We start from the raw sequence: 20,333 nt of genomic DNA on the forward strand, positions 1-20,333 counted from the left end.
ACTTTCGCAAGCCGGTGAGTCGTCGTTGCCTGACGACACCACGCGACACCCGATCGATCTCGCATCGGACGAGCCGCTCACGCCTGCGCATGATGAATCCGATGCGGCCGACCGGCCTTCGGCATCGGCCGTGTCAGTTGCCGCTTCCGCTCTCGCCGCAGACGCAATCGTTTCGCCCGCGATGGCCGCAGATCTTCCGGACACGCCCGCGAATCTGTCTACAGCGGAAATAGTCGCCGTTCCTCACGCGGATTCATCGGCGGCAGCGGGGGCCGCTGCACCGGCAGTCGCGACGACGACAGATACGGAGCTGCCGTCTGTGGCAGCCGCTGTGCTCGCAGCTGTCCCGGCGACGGGGGCCGCTCCAGTCGCAGCCATGGCGGCATCACCGCTGCCAGGGGAAGCGACACCGCTCGTAACGCCCTCTGCGGCAATCGATACGCTTCGATCCGCTACCGCAGATTCAGGAATCAGCACCGACGCACGCGTTGAGGAAACGTCCGCGCAAACAACCGCCTCGCCTACGGACAACGCGCATTCGTTTGATCCTGCGCCGCCCGCACCGCAGGAAGCCGCGCGAGCCGAGCCTCCGGTAACGCTCGCCCCGCACGACACGGCAACCGGCACGCCGACGGTCGCAGCATCAACGTCGCCGGCACAACCGGACGCGACCGATCCGACGCCGTCGCCGGAATCGCTCGCGCATTCGTCATCGCCTTCCACGCCGCGAGCAGAAGCGCCTGGATCGGCAGCGACGACGCCTGCCGCAAGCGCATCGCAGCGACCCATCCTGGCCGCACCTTCGGCAACGCCGCTGCTGACGCTCGCGTCAATGCCTGTGTCGCCGCCATCCGTCGCCGCGTCGTTGCCGGCTCATCCGGAACCTGCGACCGCTGCCGCAGCCCTGCCCCCATCCTTGCCGGCGACGACGCACGCGGCACAACCGCCTTCCGCGTCCGAAGAGGCATCCGCGTCCACCAACTCGTCGCAACAGCCGCACGTACCGGCGACGCCGTCTGCGAACACAGCAACACAGCCGCCGTTCGTCGCCGCAACGCCCACGCCAGCAGCAGACCCCGTCGCTCAGCAGCCGAACATATCGGCAACGGCAACGCTCGCGGCAAACCCGGCAGCACAGCAGCCGTCCGCAACCGCGACGCCCGCGCCCGCAGCAGATCCGATCGCACAACAACCGTCGGCAGCATCACCCTCCGCGGTCGCGAACGTGATCGCAGAACAACCGCCCACAACCGCGACACCCGGCTCTGAACCAGGCGAACCAACGCCAGCCCCCGCCGAAGCCGCCCCGCGCCCCGTCGTCCGCGGCCATGCGCCGACGACCTTCGAGTTCCGCCCGCCCGCGGCCTCCGCGGTCGAACTGCCGGGCCTCGACCTGCTGGACCGCGCCTCGTCCGAAATCGAGCCGATCTCCGAAGAAAAGCTCGCGCAGACCGGCCAGCTGATCGAACAGCGCCTGCAGGAATTCAAGGTGCCGGTCGCGGTCGTCGGCGCGTCGGCCGGGCCGGTGATCACGCGCTTCGAGATCGAGCCCGCGCTCGGCGTGCGCGGCAGCCAGATCGTCGGGTTGATGAAGGACCTGTCGCGCGGCCTCGGCCTCACGTCGATCCGCGTCGTCGAGACGATCCCCGGAAAGACCTGCATGGGCCTCGAACTGCCGAACGCGCGCCGCCAGATGATCCGCCTGTCCGAGATCCTCGAATCCGGCCCGTACCAGCGCTCCCCGTCGAAGCTGACGATCGCGATGGGCAAGGACATCGTCGGCCTGCCGGTCGTCACCGATCTCGCGAAGGCGCCGCACATGCTGGTCGCCGGCACGACCGGCTCCGGCAAGTCGGTCGCGATCAACGCGATGATCCTGTCGCTGCTGTACAAGGCGACGCCCGCGGAAGTGCGGCTCATCATGATCGACCCGAAGATGCTCGAACTGTCCGTGTACGAGGGCATTCCGCATCTGCTCGCGCCGGTCGTCACCGACATGAAGCTCGCCGCGAACGCGCTCAACTGGTGTGTCGGCGAGATGGAGAAGCGCTACCGGCTGATGTCGGCGGTCGGCGTGCGCAACCTCGCGGGCTTCAACCAGAAGATCCGGGACGCGCAGGCGCACGAGAAGAAGATCGGCAACCCGTTCTCGCTGACGCCGGACGACCCGGAACCGTTGTCCACGCTGCCGATGATCGTCGTCGTGATCGACGAGCTGGCCGACCTGATGATGGTCGCCGGCAAGAAGATCGAGGAACTGATCGCTCGGCTCGCGCAGAAGGCGCGCGCGGCCGGCATCCATCTGATCCTCGCGACGCAGCGGCCGTCCGTCGACGTGATCACCGGGCTCATCAAGGCGAACATTCCGACGCGCGTCGCGTTCCAGGTGTCGTCGAAGATCGACTCGCGCACGATCCTCGACCAGATGGGCGCGGAATCGCTGCTCGGCCAGGGCGACATGCTGTTCCTGCCGCCCGGCACCGGTTATCCGCAGCGCGTGCACGGCGCGTTCGTCGCGGACGAGGAAGTGCACAGCGTCGTCGAGTATCTGAAGCAGTTCGGCGAGCCGGAGTACATCGAAGGCATCCTCGACGGCCCGGCGACGGAAGGCGCGCAACAGGACCTGTTCGGCGAGACGCCGGACGCCGAGGCCGACCCGCTGTACGACGAAGCGGTTGCGTTCGTCGTGCGCACGCGGCGCGCGTCGATTTCGTCGGTGCAGCGGCAGTTGCGGATCGGCTATAACCGCGCGGCGCGGCTCGTCGAGCAGATGGAGGCGGCGGGACTCGTGTCGCCGATGGGGATCAACGGGAGTCGCGAAGTGCTGGCGCCGGGGGCGGCGGAGTAGGTGCGGGGGTGGCGGCTGTCGGTGCGTCGACGCCGCCGATCGGCGAGCACTCGCGCTGCGCCTCGCAACACCTGCCGATGCATCGCCCGGACGATACCAGCGATAGCCCGATGCGGTTCGCGAGATCCGGGCTGGCCATCGTCGGCTCGGGCACGACGCACCATACACCCGCGCCGGGCATTTCCAGCACGCCGCCCACCCCCTGCAATCCACCGCGGACAGAGCCGGTTCGACAGCCTCTCAGCGGGATTGAGCGACGCGCACGCCATCCCGATCGCTAACCCGTGCCACGTGAAATGCTGACTGCGACCACGCAAACGCGATACGGGCGATGGATGATTCTCCCGATCCATCGAGCGTTTCCCCCGCCCGCGTTATGCCGAAACAGCCGTGCCAGAAACGGAAAAGGCCGGGGCCCGTTCATCACGGCCCCAGCCTTCGCCAGGAACACCCAGCCTTCAACCGTCGCGCTCAGGAAGGCGATACGAACTTGAAATCCACCGGCGACCCGATATCGATCCGCTTCGGGTCCGTGCCGAGCAGCCCGGTCTGCGGATCGCGCCGGAACACATACGCGGTGTCGCTGTTCTGATTGCCGACGATCAGCCAACGGCCGGTCGGATCGATCGCGAACTCGCGCGGCGACTTGCCGAGGCTCGACTGCCGTCCGACGCGCTTCAACCGCCCGCTATCCGCATCGACCGCGAAGATCGAGATGTCGTTCGCATCGCCGCGGTTCGACACGTACAGGAAGCGACCGTCCGGCGACAGGTGCAGCGCCGACCCGCCGACCGCCCCCTTGAAACCCGGCTCCGCGAGCGGCTCGACCTGTTCTTCGGCCAGCTTGCCGTCGCGATAACGAAACACGGTGACGGTCGCGGCCAGTTCGCTCGTCAGATACGCATGCCGTCCGTCGCCGCTGAACAGCAGATGCCGCGGCCCGCTGCCCGCCTTCAGCGCGGTTTCGACCGCATCGGTCGGCGACACCGGCCCGTTGTCCCCATCCGGCGCGTAGCGATACGCATACAGCCGGTCGGTGCCGAGGTCCTGCGCGAACAGATACCGGCCGTCCGGCGAGAACACCGTCGAATGCACGTGCGCGCCGTCCTGCCGTCCCTTCACCGGACCGCTGCCTTCGTGATGGGCGGTCAGCGCCGCGTCGCCGAGCGAGCCGTCCTGCCGGATCGGCAGCGCGGCGAAGCTGCCGCCAGGATCGGCCGCGACCGAATAGTTCGCGACGAACAGATAACGGCCGTCCGGCGACAGACTCAGATAGCATGGGTCGTTGCCCTGCGCGGACACCTGGTTCACGAACGTCAGCTGCCCGGCCTGCGGATCAAAGCGGAACGCGCTGACGTTGCCGCGCTGCGTCGCCGGGCCGTTGTCGCCGGGCAGTTCGTTGACCGCGTACACATGGCGGTTGTCGCGGCTAACGACGAGCCACGACGGGTTCACGGTCTTCGCGACGGAAACGGGCGTCGCGTCGCCGGTCCTCGTATCGAAGCGGTACACGTACAGCCCTTCGCTTTTCCCGCCGGTATAGGTGCCGACGATCATGTCGTACACGCCGTCCCGGGGCATGGCCGGAGACGGGGACTGCGCGAACGCGTGCGCGGCGGCGACCGAAGCCATGATGGCAAGACCCTTGATGAGCAGGTTGAACGGATGACGCTGACGCGCGACGGTGGACGCGACGCCGTTCGCGTCATTCGCGCCGTCAGGCACGCCGCGTGCAGACCGGCAGTTTCGGAACATGTCGACCTCCTTGCGATAAACGGGAACGGCCGGCACCGCAACGCCCGTGCCGGCACGCCGCGCGCACCCGCCACGCCCGCCGGGCGGATTGGGTTCGTCGTTGTGAAGGTACGGCACGCAGTATAAAAGGTTGCGTCCGGAACGCGCGCATCGGCGCGCGGGCCGGCCGCCCCGTCACCTCGGGAGCCATGATGAACATCACCCTCGGATTCGGCCCGCTCGCATCGCTGATCGCCGGCATTCTGATCCTCGTCGTGCCGCGACTGCTGAACTACATCGTCGCGTTATACCTGATCATCATCGGGCTGATCGGCATCTTCGGGATGAATTCGGCGCATCTGTGACGCGCGCCCGCGGACATTGTTGCAACAAAGCGCGTTGCGCGAGCGCCCCCGCTGCATCTAAGCTGTGCGTGCCGCGGCCGTGAACCGCCTGTCAACTCGCTTACCATGCCCGCACTCATCGAAGACTATGCCCTGATCGGCGACGGCCATACGGCCGCGCTGGTGTCCCGCGCCGGTTCGATCGACTGGCTCTGCTGGCCGCGTTTCGACTCCGGCGCGTGTTTCGCCGCGCTGCTCGGCACCGAGCAGAACGGCCGCTGGCTGATCGCGCCCGCGCCCGACGACGCGCAGCAGGTAACGATCACGCGCCGCTATCGCGGCGAGACGCTGATCCTCGAAACGGACTTCGAGACGCCGGACGGCGCGGTCACGCTGATCGACTTCATGCCGCCCGGCAACGGCTGGTCCGAACTCGTGCGGATCGTCGTCGGCCGGCGCGGCACCGTGCGCATGGAGATGCAGCTGGTGCTGCGCTTCGATTACGGCTTCTCGGTGCCGTGGGTCAGCCAGCTCACCTATGAAAGCGGCATCAAGGCGATCGTCGGGCCGGACACTGTCGTGCTGCGCACGCCGGTCGACCTGCAAGGCGAGAACATGCACACGGTCGCGACGTTCGACGTGAAGGAAGGCGAACGCGTGCCGTTCTCGATGTCGTATGCGGCGTCGCATCTGCGCGTGCCGCCGCCGCGCGACCCGTTCACCGCGCTCGCGCGCACCGAGAATTTCTGGTCCGACTGGTCGTCGCGCAGCACCGTCACCGGCCGCTGGGCCGCGCCGATCCGCCGTTCGCTGATCACGCTGAAGGCGCTCGCGTACGAGCCGACCGGCGGCATCGTCGCCGCGCCGACCACGTCGCTGCCCGAGCAGCTCGGCGGCACGCGCAACTGGGACTACCGCTACTGCTGGCTGCGCGATGCGACGATCACGCTGCTCGCGATGATGCGCGGCGGCCACTACGACGAGGCGCGCGCGTGGCGCGCGTGGCTCGGCCGCGTGATGGCCGGCTCGCCGGAGCAGTTGCAGATCATGTACGGGATCGCCGGCGAGCGGCGCCTGCCCGAATCCGAGGTGGACTGGCTGCCGGGCTACGAAGGCGCGAGCCCGGTGCGGATCGGCAACAACGCGGTCGGCCAGTTGCAGCTCGACGTGTACGGCGAAGTGATGAACGCGCTGCACCTGGCGCGCGTCGGCGGGCTGCAGGCGGACGACACCGCATGGTCGATCCAGTGCACGATGCTCGAACACCTGGAGAAGATCTGGAACGCGCCGGACGAAGGCATCTGGGAAACGCGCGGCGGCCGCCAGCACTTCACGTTCTCGAAGGTGATGGCGTGGGTCGCGTTCGACCGCGCGATCGCGTCCGCCGAAAAGTTCGACCTGCCCGGCCCGGTCGAGCACTGGCGCGAGGTGCGCGACCTGATCCACGCGACCGTCTGCGAGCGCAGCTTCAATACGGAGCTGAACACGTTCACGCAGATCTACGACGGCACCGAACTCGACGCGAGCCTGCTGCTGATCCCGCTCGTCGGCTTCCTGCCGGCGGCGGACCCGCGCATCGCGGGCACGGTCGCCGCGATCGAGCGCGACCTGCTGTGCGAAGGTTTCGTGATGCGCTACCGCACCACCGAGTTCAACGACGGGCTGCCGCCCGGCGAGGGCACGTTCCTCGCGTGCAGCTTCTGGCTCGTGGACAACCTCGCGCTGCAAGGGCGCGTCGACGACGCGCGGCGCATGTACGAACGCCTGCTGTCGCTCGCGAACGACGTCGGCCTGCTGTCCGAGGAATACGATCCGATCGCGCGCCGGCTCGTAGGGAATTTCCCTCAGGCGTTCTCACACGTCGCGCTCGTTCACACGGGGCTCAATCTGATGCGCCACGAACAGCAGATCGCGGAAGAAACCGGGCATCCCGCTTGCGACGGGCTTGAGGAGGAAATCGCACGCGACGCGGACCTCCCTGCATGACCGTAAAAGCGCGCTAGATCATGGGTTCGACACCCGCATGACAGGCCCGTGACGTGTGCGGCGCGCAACGGTTGTTGCGTTGCACAATCAGACGGCCTCCGATATGATCGGACCCAAGCCAATGGCCTAAAAACCTGTCTATAACCTTACGAAGGCCCGCTACTGCGCCGCGCGCAGCACGACATACTGCAGTGCGACCGGGTGCGAACCGCCCCATGCTGGAGCGCCCATGCTCTACCAATTCCGTGAATTCCAGCGCGCGCTGCTGAGCCCGCTGACCGCCTGGGCCCAGGCCGCGTCGAAGTCGTTTTCGAATCCGGCCAGCCCGTTCTCCCTCGTTCCCGGCGCCAGCCGGCTGTCCGCCGGCTATGAACTGCTGTACCGGCTCGGCAAAGACTACGAGAAACCCGAGTTCAATCTCCACCAGATCCAGAAGGACGGCTTCAACATTCCGATCGTCGAGCAGACGATCATCGAGAAGCCGTTCTGCCGCCTGCTGCGCTTCAAGCGTTATGCGGACGACAGCACCGCGGTTTCGACGCTGAAGGACGAGCCGGTCGTGCTGGTGTGCGCGCCGCTGTCCGGCCACCATGCGACGCTGCTGCGCGACACCGTGCGCACGCTGCTGCAGGACCACAAGGTGTACATCACCGACTGGGTCGACGCGCGGATGGTGCCGCTCGAAGCCGGCCCGTTCCATCTCGACGACTACATCGCGTACATCCAGGAATTCATCCGCCACATCGGCGCGAAGAACCTGCATATCGTGTCCGTCTGCCAGCCGACGGTGCCGGTGCTCGCGGCGATCGCGCTGATGGCGAGCCGCGGCGAGGACACGCCGCTCACGATGACGATGATGGGCGGTCCGATCGACGCGCGCCGCAGCCCGACCGCGGTGAACTCGCTCGCGACGCAGCACTCGCTCGAATGGTTTGCGAACAACGTCATTCATCCGGTGCCGGCGAACTATCCGGGCGAAGGGCGTCACGTGTATCCGGGTTTCCTGCAGCACGCGGGTTTCGTCGCGATGAATCCGGACCGGCATGCGGCGTCGCACTGGGACTTCTACAAGAGCCTGCTGCGCGGCGACGAAGAGGATGCCGAAGCGCACCGGCAGTTCTACGACGAGTACAACGCGGTGCTCGACATGGCCGCCGAGTATTACCTGGAGACGATCCGGATCGTGTTCCAGGAGTTCCGGCTCGCGGAAGGCACATGGGATGTCGCAGGCGAGCGCGTGCGTCCGCAGGACATCACGCAGACCGCGCTGCTGACGATCGAGGGCGAACTGGACGACATCTCCGGCAGCGGCCAGACGCGCGCCGCGCAGGACCTGTGCACCGGCATTCCGGCCGAAAACAAACACCATCTGACGGCCGAGAAGTGCGGCCACTACGGGATCTTCGCCGGACGCCGCTGGCGCACGATCATCTACCCGCAGTTGCGCGACTTCATCCGGCAGCACAATCACGTGAAGAGCAGCCCCGCCGAACGCGCGGTGGTCGCATAAGCGGATAACGCAACGAACCAGGAAACAGGGGCGGCGCACTGCGCCGCCCTTTTTCGTTGTGCCGCGACCTGCGGCGTCCCGCGTCGGCCGCGCGCTTACTTGCGCATCAGGAACGCGAGCAGCATCTCCGTATTCAACTGAACGATCTCCGCGCGCTCGGTGGACGTGCTGAAGTCGCGCCCGAGCGTCGCCGCGAGCGTGTGGCGGTTCGACACGATGTAATACCCCATGCCGGACAGCGTCACGTAAAGACGCAGCGGATCGACGTTCGAGCGAAACAGCCCCGCCGATTCGCCGCGCGACAGGATCGAGCCGAGCGTCGCAACGATCGGCGAGATCATTTCGCGGATGCGCGACGACTTCTGCATGTAGCGCGCTTCGTGCAGGTTCTCGTTGTTCACGAGACGCAGCAGTTCGGGATGGTCGCGGTAGTAGTCCCATACGAAGTGCGCGAGCCGTGTGATCGCCTCGACCGGCGCGAGGCCCGACAGGTCCAGCGTGCGCTCCGCTTCGGTCAGCGCGCCGAACGCATGCTCCAGCACCGCGGTGAACAACTGCTCCTTGCTGCCGAAGTAGTAGTACAGCATCCGCTCGTTGGTTTCCGCGCGACGCGCGATCTGATCGACGCGCGCGCCGAACAGCCCTCCATTCGCGAATTCTTCCGCCGCGGCAAGCAGAATGCGGCGACGCGTGCCCTCAGGATCTCTTTTGATTTTCGGCTGATTCATGTTGGCAATCATGCTTGTTGAGCCGCGTTATCCGGATCGCGCCGACGGGTCCCTCCACTCCCTGCTCCGACGGCGTTGCACGGGGCGCGCCAGGTTAATGGACATGGACAACACCCGAGAATCCTACGGTCTATCGTATTAAGCGCTTTGATTATGGCACATGACATGCCGATGGCAATCCGGGAAATCGGCGATAATGCGACCTTTGACGCAAGTGCCGCGCGCACCCCGATGCGGCAGCGCCCGTCCCGGCCAGCCGGCTCCCCGGCCCGCCCTGATGTCGTGACCGTGACCGATTCCAAGACTCTCGCAGATCGCCTCGAAGATCTGCTGCCCCAGACCCAATGCACGAAGTGCGGCTACGACGGCTGCCGGCCTTACGCCGAAGCGGTCGCAGCCGGCGCCGCGAACTACAACCAGTGCCCGCCCGGCGGCGCCGAGGGCGTCGCGCGGCTCGCGCGCGTGCTCGGCAAACCCGTCATTCCGATCAATCCGGTCAACGGCGTCGAACGCGCGCGTCCGGTCGCGTTCATCGACGAACAGTTGTGCATCGGCTGTACGTTGTGCATGCAGGCATGTCCGGTCGATGCGATCGTCGGCGCGCCGAAGCAGATGCACACGATCGTGAAGGACCTGTGCACCGGCTGCGACCTGTGCGTCGCGCCGTGTCCGGTCGACTGCATCGCGATGATCCCCGTGACCGGCGACGCGACCGGCTGGGACGCATGGACCCAGCAGCAGGCCGACGCCGCGCGGCTGCGTCACGACCGCCGCGCCGCGCGGCTCGCGCGCGAGCGCGACGCGGCCGAGGCGCGCGCCGCCGCGCGCCGCCACGCGGCGGCGTCACCGCCGCAGGCCGCGGCGAAGGATGAAACGGCGAGCGCGGCGGCTGCGACGACGTCCGCCGCGACACCCGCGACGGCCGCAGCCGACGATCCGGAAGCGAAGAAGCGCGCGATCATCCAGGCCGCGCTCGAACGCGCGCGCCAGAAAAAAGCCGAACTGGCGGTGCGCGGCGAAGGTCCGCGCAACACCGAGAACGTGAGCGCGGACGTGCAGGCGCAGATCGACGCGGCCGAGGCGCGCCGCCGCCGCATCGGCATCGACGACGGACAACCCGATGAAGCGCGCGGCGAACCCTCCAGCGATGCGCCGCCACGCAACGACGACAACAACAACGACCCGTCCTCCTGAGCGCACCGTATGAACGCCACCAAGCGCCGCGCGATCTTCGAAACGCTGCAGAGCCTCAATCCGCATCCGACCACCGAACTCGAATACTCGACGCCGTTCGAATTGCTGATCGCGGTGATGCTGTCCGCGCAGGCCACCGACGTGTCGGTGAACAAGGCGATGCGCAGGATGTTTCCCGTCGCGAACACGCCGCAGCAGTTGATCGAACTCGGCGAGGAAGGCGTCGCGGACTACATCAAGACGATCGGCCTCTATCGCACCAAGGCCAGGAACGTCGTCGCGACGAGCCGCATCCTGCTCGAACAGTACGGCGGCGAAGTCCCGCAGACGCGCGAGGCGCTGGAAGCGTTGCCGGGCGTCGGCCGCAAGACCGCGAACGTCGTGCTGAACACCGCGTTCGGCCAGCCGACGATCGCGGTCGACACGCACATCTTCCGGGTCGCGAACCGCACCGGCCTCGCGCCCGGCAAGGACGTGCGCGCGGTCGAGGCCGCGCTGGAAAAGTTCACGCCGCCCGAGTTCCGGCACGACGCGCATCACTGGCTGATCCTGCACGGCCGTTACGTGTGCAAGGCGCGGCGGCCCGAATGCTGGCACTGTGTGATCGAGCCGCTGTGCGAGTTCCGCCCGAAGACGCCGCCGCCCGACCTGTGAGCGCGCGGCGCGCAACGCGCCCGCATGGTTATCATGAAACGCAGCAGCCCCACCCCGCATTGGTGACGACGATGTTCAATCCCAGCCGCGACGAAGTCCGCCGCTTTTTCACCGACACCTGGCGCAAGCAGCGCGCGGGCGAAATCCTCACGCCGCTCGAAGCGATCGCCGCCGACTGGATCGTCGAGCATCCGGAGTATCACGCGGAACTCACGGACGCCGACGCGGCCGCCGCGCAGGACTACTCGCCGGAGCGCGGGCAGAGCAATCCGTTCCTGCACCTGTCGATGCATCTCGCGATCAGCGAGCAACTGTCGATCGACCAGCCGCCCGGCATCCGCGCCGCGCACGAGCGGCTCGCCGCGCGGCTCGGCTCGACGCACGACGCACAGCACGCGATCATGGAATGCCTCGGCGAAACGATCTGGGAAGCGCAGCGCACCAACACGTCGCCGGACACCGACGCGTATCTCGCGCGCATCGAGCGCCGCGCATCGCGCGACTGAGCGCGGATCAGCAGGCACGGATCAAGCGCGAAGCACCAGGCGGACTGCCGAAACGACACTGCCCCTGATGGGCCTCGCGCCGGCGAGGCTCATCAGGGGCAGTGTCGTATCAGCGGATACCGGACGCCGCGAAGCCGCTTATTTCTTGTCGATCAGGTCGCCGCGCAGCGACTCGATGTACGCGGCGAGGTCGCGCATGTCGGACTGCGACAGGCTCTGCACCTGCGCCTGCATGATCGGGTTGTTGCGGCCGAGGTGCGGATTGCCGGTGCCCATCTGGTACTGGCGCAGCGCCCAGTAGATGTAGTCCGCGTGCTGCCCCGCGAGCTTCGGATATTCGGGGCTCACCGGCTGGTTCAGGTTCGGGCCGTGGCACGCCGCGCAGTTGTGGCTCTCCGCGAGCACCTTGCCGTTCGCCGCGTCGGCGGCAAATGCCGGATCGAATGCAAGCGCGCCGGCGAGCATGCCGGCGGCGGCGACAGTCCTGAACAGCGTGCCGGATGCGCGGACGGCCTGGGCCTTGTGGGGCTTGTTCATGAATTCTCCTGTCGATCGGAGCTGGCGCTTCGGCACTGACCCCGATCCCGTGCAAGATGATTGCTGTCCCGTCGATGCAGGGCGCGGGTTATTTCTCGGGATTGTTCTTCGACCCGGCGGTCTGCGCCGCATAGTAGGCGGCGATGTCCGCGATGTCCTGGTCGGTCAGCGACGCGGCGATCGCATGCATCGTTTCGAAATGCCGGTCGCCCTTGCGGTACGCCTTCAGCGCGTTGATGAGGTACTGCATGTTCTGGCCGCCGAGGATCGGCACGTGATAGACCTCGGGATACGCGGTGCGGTAGTCCGGAATCCCATGGCAGCCGATGCACATCGCCACCTTGCCCTGACCCGCCTTCGGATCGCCCACGATGTCCGCGTGCGCGACGGCTGCATAGCCTGCCAACACCGTCAGTGCTCCGATCACGACGTGCTTGCCGACAATTTTTTTCATAGCATCCAACCTGGCTTGAGGGGAATCGAACGCCCTGATCGGGCAACGACCTGCGCCGTTTTGCTTCTGGTTGTTACCTGGTTGTTACCTGGTAGCTACTTCTGGTTGCCATGCCTGCAGGACAAAAAAAGCGTCCCGATTGTACCGCGCTGCCGCGCCGTGCGTCCACCGGCCGACCCAGGCCCGGCAAGCCTTTGCGGGCAGGCGCGAGCGCCCCGCGAGCCGTGGCGGGACGGCCTTCGGCGCGAGCGATGCGCGTCGCATTCGCGACCGTCGAAGCCCGCGTAAACCCTGCCGCATCCGCGCCCCGCCGGCCGCCGTGCAGCCACCGCACGAAACGCCGCGCATGCCGCTGCCCGGCGCACCGACGATACGCGAACCCCGTCCGACACGGCATCCCATCTGACTTATACTGGGATTTTTTTCGAGCGAGCGGTCCGCCATGCGTTTCGAAGGTTCTTCGCAGTACGTCGCCACCGACGATCTCAAGCTCGCGGTCAACGCCGCGTTCCTGCTTGCGCGCCCGCTGCTGATCAAGGGCGAGCCCGGCACCGGCAAGACCATGCTCGCGGAAGAGGTCGCGGCCGCGCTCGGCATGCCGCTGCTGCAATGGCACATCAAGTCCACGACCAAGGCGCAGCAGGGGCTGTACGAATACGATGCGGTGTCGCGGCTGCGCGACTCGCAGCTCGGCGACGAGCGCGTGAAGGACATCGCGAACTACATCGTGAAGGGTGTGCTGTGGCAGGCGTTCGACGCCGACCAGCAGACCGTGCTGCTGATCGACGAGATCGACAAGGCCGACATCGAGTTCCCGAACGACCTGCTGCGCGAACTGGACCGGATGGAGTTCTACGTGTACGAGACGCGCGAACTGGTCCGCGCGAAACACCGGCCGCTCGTCATCATCACGTCGAACAACGAGAAGGAACTGCCCGACGCGTTCCTGCGCCGCTGCTTCTTCCACTACATCAGCTTCCCAGACCCGGCGACGATGCAGCGGATCGTCGAGGTCCACTATCCGGGCATCCGCGAGGACCTGCTGCGCGCGGCGATGGAGAGCTTCTTCGAACTGCGCGGCGTCGCCGGGCTGAAGAAGAAGCCTTCGACGTCCGAACTGCTCGACTGGCTGAAGCTGCTGCTCGCCGAGGACATTCCGCCCGACGCGCTGCGCGGCGCGGACGGCCGGCAGACGATGCCGCCGCTCGCGGGCGCGCTGCTGAAGAACGAGCAGGACGTCGGCCTGTTCGAACGGCTGATCTACATGAACCGCAACAACCGCTGACGCGCCGGATGCGGCGGGCGCGGCGGGCCATCGCGCCGCCGCGCCTTCGCCGCCAGAACACGCAGCGCCGCCTCGCAACGCCACCCTTCCAACCGAACGCCCGGGGAGCCCCAACACCATGAGCCGCTGGATCGAGCCCGTCACGCTGCAAGGCACGCACGTGAGCCTCACGCCGCTTTCGGCCGACGACACGCCCGCGCTCGCCGCCGCGGCCGCCGACGGCAAGCTGTGGGACCTGTGGTACACGAGCGTGCCCGCGCCGGGCCAGGAGCGCGCCTACGTCGACGCGGCGCTCGCGATGCGCGAGAACCTCGGCGCGCTGCCGTTCGCGGTGCGCGACGCATCCGGCGAGATCGTCGGCTCGACGCGCTACTTCAACGTGGACAGCGCGAACCGCCGGCTCGAAATCGGTCACACGTGGTATGCAAAGCACGTGCAGCGCACGCCGCTGAACACCGAGGCGAAGCTGCTGCTGCTCACGCATGCGTTCGAGAAACTCGACGCGATCGCGGTCGAGTTCCGCACGCATTTCATGAACCATCAGTCGCGCACCGCGATCGCGCGGCTCGGCGCGAAGCAGGACGGCATTCTGCGCAGCCATCAGATTGGCCGCGACGGCGTGCTGCGCGACACCGTCGTGTTCTCGATCATCGCGTCCGAATGGCCGGCAGTGCGCGCGAACCTGAAGCTCAAGCTCGCGCGCTGAACCTCGCGCGAGCGTCCCATCACGGAGATCCGGCATGCTGATCGACTTCTTCTACACGCTGCGCGACGCGAAGCTGCCGGTCTCGGTGAAGGAGTACCTGACGCTCGTCGAGGCGCTGAAGGAACGCGTCATCGCGCCGTCGCTCGACGAGTTCTACTACCTCGCGCGGATCACCCTGGTGAAGGACGAGCAGTACTTCGACCGCTACGATCAGGCGTTCGGCGCGTACTTCCGCGGCATCGAGGCGAAGTCGGCGCTCGCGTTCGACGTGCCCGACGACTGGCTGAAGAAACGCCTCGACCGCGACTTCACGCCGGAGCAGAAGGCGCAGATCGAGGCGATGGGCGGCCTCGACAAGCTGCTGGAACGGCTGAAGCAACTGTTCGACGAACAGAAGGAGCGTCACGAGGGCGGCAGCAAGTGGATCGGCACCGGCGGCACGTCGCCGTTCGGCAACGGCGGCTACAACCCGGAAGGCATCCGGATCGGCGGCGAAGGCGGCCAGCGCAGCGCGGCGAAGGTGTGGGAAGCGCGCGCGTTCCGCGACTACGACGACCAGGTCGAGATCGGCACGCGCAACATCAAGGTCGCGCTGCGGCGGCTGCGCCGCTTCGCGCGCGAAGGCGCGGCCGACGAACTCGACCTGCCGGACACGATCCGCAGCACCGCCGCGAACGCGGGCTGGCTCGACCTGAAGATGGTCCCGGAGCGGCACAACAACGTGAAGGTGCTGATGCTGCTCGACGTCGGCGGATCGATGGACGATCACATCCGCCGCACCGAGGAACTGTTCTCCGCCGCGAAGGCCGAGTTCAAGCACCTCGAATTCTTTTACTTCCACAACTGCGTGTACGACTTCCTGTGGAAGAACAACCGCCGCCGCCACGCGGAGCGCACGCCGACGTGGGACGTGCTGCACCGCTTCACGCCGGACTACAAGCTGATCTTCGTCGGCGACGCGACGATGAGCCCGTACGAGGTCGTGCAGCCGGGCGGCTCGGTCGAATACAACAACGCGGAGGCCGGCGCGGTGTGGCTGCGCCGTCTCGCGGACCACTTCCCGCGTTTCGCCTGGCTCAATCCGGAGCCGGAGCGGCTGTGGGAATACCGGCAGTCGGTGTCGATCATCCGCGAGGTGCTCGGCCACCGGATGTATCCGCTGACGATCGCCGGCCTCGAAACCGCGATGCGGGCGTTGAGCAAGTGACGCGCGCCGCCCCTTTCGCCATCCCTTTGATTCCGACTTTCATTCCGAACGTCGCGCACCCCGCCTGGAGAGTTTTCGCATGACCGCGCCCTCGTCCCCCGAACTGCCCGCGACCTTCCGGCCAGGACCGCTGCGGCCGTTCGCCGACACGTCGGTTTCCGCGATCGTCGCGGGCTTCGTCGCGATGATGACCGGCTACACGAGTTCGCTCGTGCTGATGTTCCAGGCGGGCCAGGCCGCGCATCTGACCGATGCGCAGATTTCGTCGTGGATCTGGGCGCTGTCGATCGGCATGGGCGCAACGACGATCGGGCTGTCACTGTGGTTCCGCGCACCGGTGGTGGTCGCATGGTCGACGCCGGGCGCGGCGCTCCTCATCAGTTCGCTGCCGCATGTTCCGTATGCGGAGGCGATCGGCGCGTACATCGTCTGCGCGCTGCTGCTGACCGCGGTCGGCGTGACCGGCTGGTTCGACACGCTGATGAAACGCATCCCCGGCGGCATCGCGGCCGCGCTGCTCGCGGGCATCCTGTTCGAGATCGGCATCGAGATCTTCCGCGCCGCGCAGTACCGCACCGCGCTCGTGCTGACGATGTTCTTCGCGTATCTGATCGTGAAGCGCCTCGTGCCGCGCTACGCGATCGTCGCGACGCTCGCGATCGGCATCGTCGCGGCCGCGCTGCTCGGGCTGCTCGACTTCAGCCGCTTCCACGTCGCGGTCGCGAAGCCGGTGTTCACGATGCCGGCCTTCTCCGTCGCCGCGATCGTCAGCATCGGGATTCCGCTCTTCGTCGTCGCGATGGCGTCGCAGAACGTGCCGGGCGTCGCGGTGCTGCGCGCGGACGGTTATCCGACGCCGTCGTCGCCGCTGATCGCGACAACCGGCCTCGCGTCGCTCGTGCTCGCGCCGTTCGGCTCGCACGGCATCAACCTCGCGGCGATCACCGCGGCGATCTGCACCGGCGCGGACGCCCACGAGGACCGCAGCAAGCGTTATACCGCGGCCGTCTGGTGCGGCGTGTTCTACCTGATCGCCGGCACCTTCGGCGCGACGATCGCGGCGCTGTTCGCCGCGTTCCCGAAGGCGCTCGTCGTGTCGATCGCGGCGCTCGCGCTGTTCGGCTCGATCATGAGCGGTCTCACGAACGCGATGCAGGACGCGCGCCAGCGCGAGGCGGCGCTGGTCACGTTCATGGTCACCGCGTCGGGCCTCACGCTGCTGTCGATCGGCTCCGCGTTCTGGGGGCTCGTCGCCGGCGTGCTCACGCAGGTCGTGCTAAACGTGCGGCGCGCCTGAGAGAGACGCGCGCCGCATGCGCAACACCGCGCGGTCACATCCGCTTCATCGCGGCGGCACGCGATCCGCAATAGAATGACGGGCATGAGCCGTGCATGACCGCGCGGCAAGCCGTCCGGCGCGGACGGCGCGGCGACACCGCATTCCGCCCGGCGCGCCCCGCGGCGCCCGGCCGTTCAACTCCCACCGATCATGGCGCGCATGCGCCTCCAGGGCCTGACATGACTACCGCACTCGATCAGTTGAAGCAGTACACCACCGTCGTCGCCGACACCGGCGACTTCCAGCAACTCGCGCAGTACAAGCCGCAGGACGCGACGACGAACCCGTCGCTGATCCTGAAGGCCGTGCAGAAGGACGACTACCGGCCGCTGCTCGAAAAGACCGTCCGCGATCACGCGGCGGAGCCGATGGAGTCGATCATCGACCATCTGCTGATCGCGTTCGGCACCGAGATCCTGAAGATCATCCCGGGCCGCGTGTCGACCGAAGTGGACGCGCGGCTGTCGTTCGACACGCAGAAGTCGATCGACAAGGCGCGTCACATCATCGACCTCTACAAGCACGCCGGCATCGACCGCGAGCGCGTGCTGATCAAGCTCGCGTCGACGTGGGAAGGCATCCGCGCGGCCGAGGTGCTGCAGAAGGAAGGCATCCGCTGCAACATGACGCTGCTGTTCTCGCTCGCGCAGGCCGCCGCGTGCGCGGAAGCAGGCGCGCAACTGATCTCGCCGTTCGTCGGGCGCATCTACGACTGGTACAAGAAGCAGGCCGGCAGCGCATGGGACGAAACGAAGGACGGCGGCGCGAACGATCCCGGCGTGCAGTCGGTGCGCCGCATCTACGCGTACTACAAGAAGTTCGGCTACCACACCGAGGTGATGGGCGCGAGCTTCCGCACGACGGGCCAGATCGTCGAACTGGCCGGCTGCGACCTGCTGACGATCAGCCCCGACCTGCTGCAGAAGCTGCACGACAGCAACGACAAGGTGGAGCGCAAGCTGTCGGCGGAAGCGTTTGCCGGCGAGCAGATCGACCGCGTGCCGGTCGACGAGCCGACGTTCCGCTTCCTCGTGAACGACGACGCGATGGCGACCGAGAAACTCGCGGAAGGCATCCGCGCGTTCGCCGCCGATGCAGTGAAGCTCGAAAAGCTGATCGACGAATTGCGCAAGCACTGATCGCGCCGTTTTTTCGGGTTCCGGATGCAACGCAAGCGGCCGCGCCGCGACGGTGAATGCCGTCGCGGCGCGGCCGTTTTGTCGTTGTGGGTGTCCGGCCGTTAGCGCAGGCCGCTGGCAACCCGCGTTCCCGCCTTCGTCCGCATAAACCCTGACCACATCGCGCCGCCGGCGCGCGAAGGCGCGCCTAGAATCAGGGCAGCGACGCCGCGGCGCGCAAACCGTCGCTTTCGCGGCGGGCGCGGCATGCACGCCATGCACGACATGGCGCCGTCCCCTCGATCCGCTGGAGAATCGCGATGCAGATCCAGTCCTACCTGTTTTTCAACGGCAATTGCGGCGACGTGATCGCGTATTACCGCGAAGTGCTCGGCGCCGAAGAACTGTTCCGGATGCGTTTCGACGAAGCGCCGCCCGACCCGCAACGGCCGCCGATGCCGCCCGACATGGGCGACAAGGTGATGCACGCGACGCTGCGGATCGGCCAGTCGGACCTGATGATGTCCGACGGCGGCTGCATGACGAACAGCAGCGCGTTCGCGGGCTTCAGCCTGTCGCTGGCCGGCGAGGACGCGGCGACCGCGGAACGCTACTTCAACGCGCTGGCGAAGGACGGCACCGTGAAGATGCCGTTCCAGAAGACGTTCTGGTCGCCGGGATTCGGCATGGTGACCGATCGTTTCGGCGTGCCGTGGATGGTCACCGCGCCGCCGCTCGAAAAGATCGGCTGACGCGGACGCGGCGATTACGGGGATTTCGGCGCGGCGCCGCGCTCGATGTTCCAGTTCGGCTCGATCGCGAGCAGCAGCGCGCGCAGTTCGGCGACCTGCTCCTCGAAACGCAGCGCGAGCCAGTAAGGCCCCTGCAATTCGGGCGCGAGCGGACCGGCGGCGGGTTCGGGCGGGCGTTGGGGTTCGGCTTCGGGTTGAGGCGGCGGCAAGGCCGGTGCCTGCGGTTGTGGTACCGCTTGTGTCTGCGCCTGCGCCTGCGATTGCCGTTGCGACGCCGCCTCAGCCTGACCCGGCGCGTCCGCCGTAACGGCATCCGGCATCGCACTCCGCACGCCGCCGCCGTCGCCCGCGCGAGAAACCCCGCCCAACGCAACATCGCCGCCGCCAACGGCCACCGAACCCGCCGCGCGATCCGCGCCCTTCTCCCCCCGCAGCGCATCCGCCGCGCCCCACGCGCGATGCGCGCCGCCGAAGCGCAACGCGCGCGCGGTCGCGAGCAGCATCGTCCGCACCGCCGCGCCGCGCGCCGCGAACGCGAGCCGCACCGGCTGCCGCGCGTCGTGGCCGACGCCGTCCGACAACATCTCCAGCGCGCTCAGCATCGACCGGTGCAGCCGCTGCACCTGTTCGAGCCGCGCCTGCGGCACGTCGATCTCCTTCGCGACCGACGGCATCAGCGCGCGCAGTTGCACCAGCCCTTCGCCGAGCCGCCGGAACGCGTCGGTCTGCGCGTCCGCGTCGAGCAGCTGGCCGCCCATCACGCGCGCGTAGATGCGCGCGCAGGCGCGCAGGTTGTCCGCGAGCCGGTAGCGCCACGTGTACGTCGCGTGCAGCGGCAGCGCGAACGAAAACGCGAGCGCGATCACGATGCCGATCATCACGTTCAGCGTGCGCCACAGGCCCGTGTCGATCAGGTTGTCGCCGTGACCCGCGACGATGCACATCGTGATCGCGGTCAGCAGCGCGACGTAACCCGGCTTGCCGATCGCGTAATACCCGCAGACGCCGGCCACCGCCGACATCAGCACGTAGGTCAGCGTCGTCGAGCCGGTGACCGCCTGCACGACGATCAGCGTGAGCCCGATCAATGCGCCGAGCAGCGTGCCGAGCGCGCGCTCGGTGGCCTTCTTGCGGATGAAGCCGTGGTGCTGAAGCCCGCCGATCACGACCAGCAGCGTCACCGACGCCCAGATGCCGTGCGGAATGTCGATGCCGGTCGTCGCGAGGATCGACGTCAGCATCGCGAGCCCGACCCGCACGCTGTGGATCACCTTCGCGTTGCGGTAGCGGTAGAACGGCGACGTGATCGCGCGCAGCATCCGCTCGGGCCGCGAGCGGCGGCGTCGCACGGGACGACGAACGGGAGTGTCGGTGCTGGATCGGGCCATGGGTGCTCGGACGAACGGGTCGGAGGGTCGCCACCGCAACGGT

At 67.4% G+C, this 20,333-nt stretch carries 18 protein-coding genes; 13 read left to right on the forward strand and 5 right to left on the reverse strand.

Annotation, left to right across the window (positions count from 1 at the left end):
• Positions 1-1,225: 1,225 nt before the first annotated feature.
• Positions 1,226-2,848, forward strand: a complete 1,623-nt coding sequence (locus BLV92_RS33080) for a DNA translocase FtsK (RefSeq protein ID WP_425287924.1) — start codon at positions 1,226-1,228, stop codon at positions 2,846-2,848.
• Between the two features lie 471 nt (positions 2,849-3,319).
• Here the strand turns inward: BLV92_RS33080 and BLV92_RS13495 are convergent, their stop codons facing one another.
• Entirely contained in the window at positions 3,320-4,603 is a 1,284-nt protein-coding gene (locus tag BLV92_RS13495) for a lactonase family protein (protein ID WP_373681882.1), read from the reverse strand.
• A gap of 191 nt (positions 4,604-4,794) precedes the next feature.
• Here BLV92_RS13495 and BLV92_RS13500 point away from each other — a divergent pair, with 191 nt between their 5' ends.
• From BLV92_RS13500 to BLV92_RS13510, 3 genes are all read left to right on the forward strand, one after another.
• Positions 4,795-4,947 carry a DUF3096 domain-containing protein gene (locus BLV92_RS13500; protein WP_090547064.1) on the forward strand — a complete coding sequence of 51 codons (153 nt, stop codon included), beginning with the start codon at positions 4,795-4,797 and terminating at the stop codon, positions 4,945-4,947.
• A 105-nt stretch (positions 4,948-5,052) separates the two neighbouring features.
• Entirely contained in the window at positions 5,053-6,912 is a 1,860-nt protein-coding gene (locus tag BLV92_RS13505) for a glycoside hydrolase family 15 protein (protein ID WP_090545657.1), read from the forward strand.
• Between the two features lie 229 nt (positions 6,913-7,141).
• Complete coding sequence (locus BLV92_RS13510; protein WP_090545658.1) at positions 7,142-8,422, forward strand: polyhydroxyalkanoate depolymerase; 1,281 nt, start codon at positions 7,142-7,144, stop codon at positions 8,420-8,422.
• Between the two features lie 95 nt (positions 8,423-8,517).
• On the opposite strand, the gene BLV92_RS13515 is transcribed toward BLV92_RS13510, so the two are convergent.
• Positions 8,518-9,150, reverse strand: a complete 633-nt coding sequence (locus BLV92_RS13515) for a TetR/AcrR family transcriptional regulator (RefSeq protein WP_090547066.1) — start codon at positions 9,148-9,150, stop codon at positions 8,518-8,520.
• Between the two features lie 288 nt (positions 9,151-9,438).
• On the opposite strand from BLV92_RS13515, the gene rsxB reads away from it, so the two are divergent.
• The 3 genes from rsxB (at position 9,439) to BLV92_RS13530 (ending at position 11,504) form a co-directional block, all read left to right on the forward strand.
• On the forward strand, positions 9,439-10,344 hold the full coding sequence (rsxB, locus tag BLV92_RS13520) for an electron transport complex subunit RsxB (protein ID WP_090547068.1): 906 nt from the start codon (positions 9,439-9,441) through the stop codon (positions 10,342-10,344).
• 9 nt (positions 10,345-10,353) lie between these two features.
• A complete protein-coding gene (nth, locus tag BLV92_RS13525) occupies positions 10,354-10,998 on the forward strand; it encodes an endonuclease III (RefSeq protein WP_090545660.1) in 645 nt (214 codons plus the stop codon).
• Positions 10,999-11,069: 71 nt separating this feature from the next.
• Positions 11,070-11,504: a DUF1841 family protein gene (locus tag BLV92_RS13530; protein WP_090547070.1), complete on the forward strand. Its 435-nt coding sequence runs from the start codon at positions 11,070-11,072 to the stop codon at positions 11,502-11,504.
• A gap of 138 nt (positions 11,505-11,642) precedes the next feature.
• Here BLV92_RS13530 and BLV92_RS13535 read toward each other — a convergent pair whose 3' ends face one another.
• Together BLV92_RS13535 and BLV92_RS13540 are read right to left on the reverse strand one after the other, a co-directional pair.
• Positions 11,643-12,041 (reverse strand): c-type cytochrome, encoded by a 399-nt coding sequence (locus BLV92_RS13535; protein ID WP_090545662.1) that lies wholly within the window; start codon positions 12,039-12,041, stop codon positions 11,643-11,645.
• A gap of 88 nt (positions 12,042-12,129) precedes the next feature.
• Positions 12,130-12,495 (reverse strand): c-type cytochrome, encoded by a 366-nt coding sequence (locus BLV92_RS13540; RefSeq protein WP_090545663.1) that lies wholly within the window; start codon positions 12,493-12,495, stop codon positions 12,130-12,132.
• Between the two features lie 442 nt (positions 12,496-12,937).
• Between BLV92_RS13540 and BLV92_RS13545 the strand changes: the two genes are divergently transcribed.
• From BLV92_RS13545 to yjdN, 6 genes are all read left to right on the forward strand, one after another.
• On the forward strand, positions 12,938-13,780 hold the full coding sequence (locus BLV92_RS13545) for an AAA family ATPase (RefSeq protein WP_090545665.1): 843 nt from the start codon (positions 12,938-12,940) through the stop codon (positions 13,778-13,780).
• A 118-nt stretch (positions 13,781-13,898) separates the two neighbouring features.
• Entirely contained in the window at positions 13,899-14,486 is a 588-nt protein-coding gene (locus BLV92_RS13550; RefSeq protein ID WP_090545667.1) for a GNAT family N-acetyltransferase, read from the forward strand.
• Between the two features lie 34 nt (positions 14,487-14,520).
• Complete coding sequence (locus BLV92_RS13555) at positions 14,521-15,693, forward strand: vWA domain-containing protein (protein WP_090545669.1); 1,173 nt, start codon at positions 14,521-14,523, stop codon at positions 15,691-15,693.
• Positions 15,694-15,772: 79 nt separating this feature from the next.
• Positions 15,773-16,990, forward strand: coding sequence for a benzoate/H(+) symporter BenE family transporter (locus BLV92_RS13560; protein ID WP_090545670.1), 1,218 nt, complete (start codon positions 15,773-15,775; stop codon positions 16,988-16,990).
• 221 nt (positions 16,991-17,211) lie between these two features.
• On the forward strand, positions 17,212-18,171 hold the full coding sequence (gene tal / locus BLV92_RS13565) for a transaldolase (protein WP_090545672.1): 960 nt from the start codon (positions 17,212-17,214) through the stop codon (positions 18,169-18,171).
• A 299-nt stretch (positions 18,172-18,470) separates the two neighbouring features.
• Positions 18,471-18,902, forward strand: a complete 432-nt coding sequence (yjdN, locus tag BLV92_RS13570; RefSeq protein ID WP_090545674.1) for a VOC family metalloprotein YjdN — start codon at positions 18,471-18,473, stop codon at positions 18,900-18,902.
• 14 nt (positions 18,903-18,916) lie between these two features.
• Here yjdN and BLV92_RS13575 read toward each other — a convergent pair whose 3' ends face one another.
• Complete coding sequence (locus tag BLV92_RS13575; protein WP_373681883.1) at positions 18,917-20,290, reverse strand: FUSC family protein; 1,374 nt, start codon at positions 20,288-20,290, stop codon at positions 18,917-18,919.
• Positions 20,291-20,333: the final 43 nt, after the last annotated feature.

It is taken from the genome of Paraburkholderia caballeronis (assembly GCF_900104845.1).
Classification (GTDB): Bacteria; Pseudomonadota; Gammaproteobacteria; order Burkholderiales; family Burkholderiaceae; genus Paraburkholderia; species Paraburkholderia caballeronis.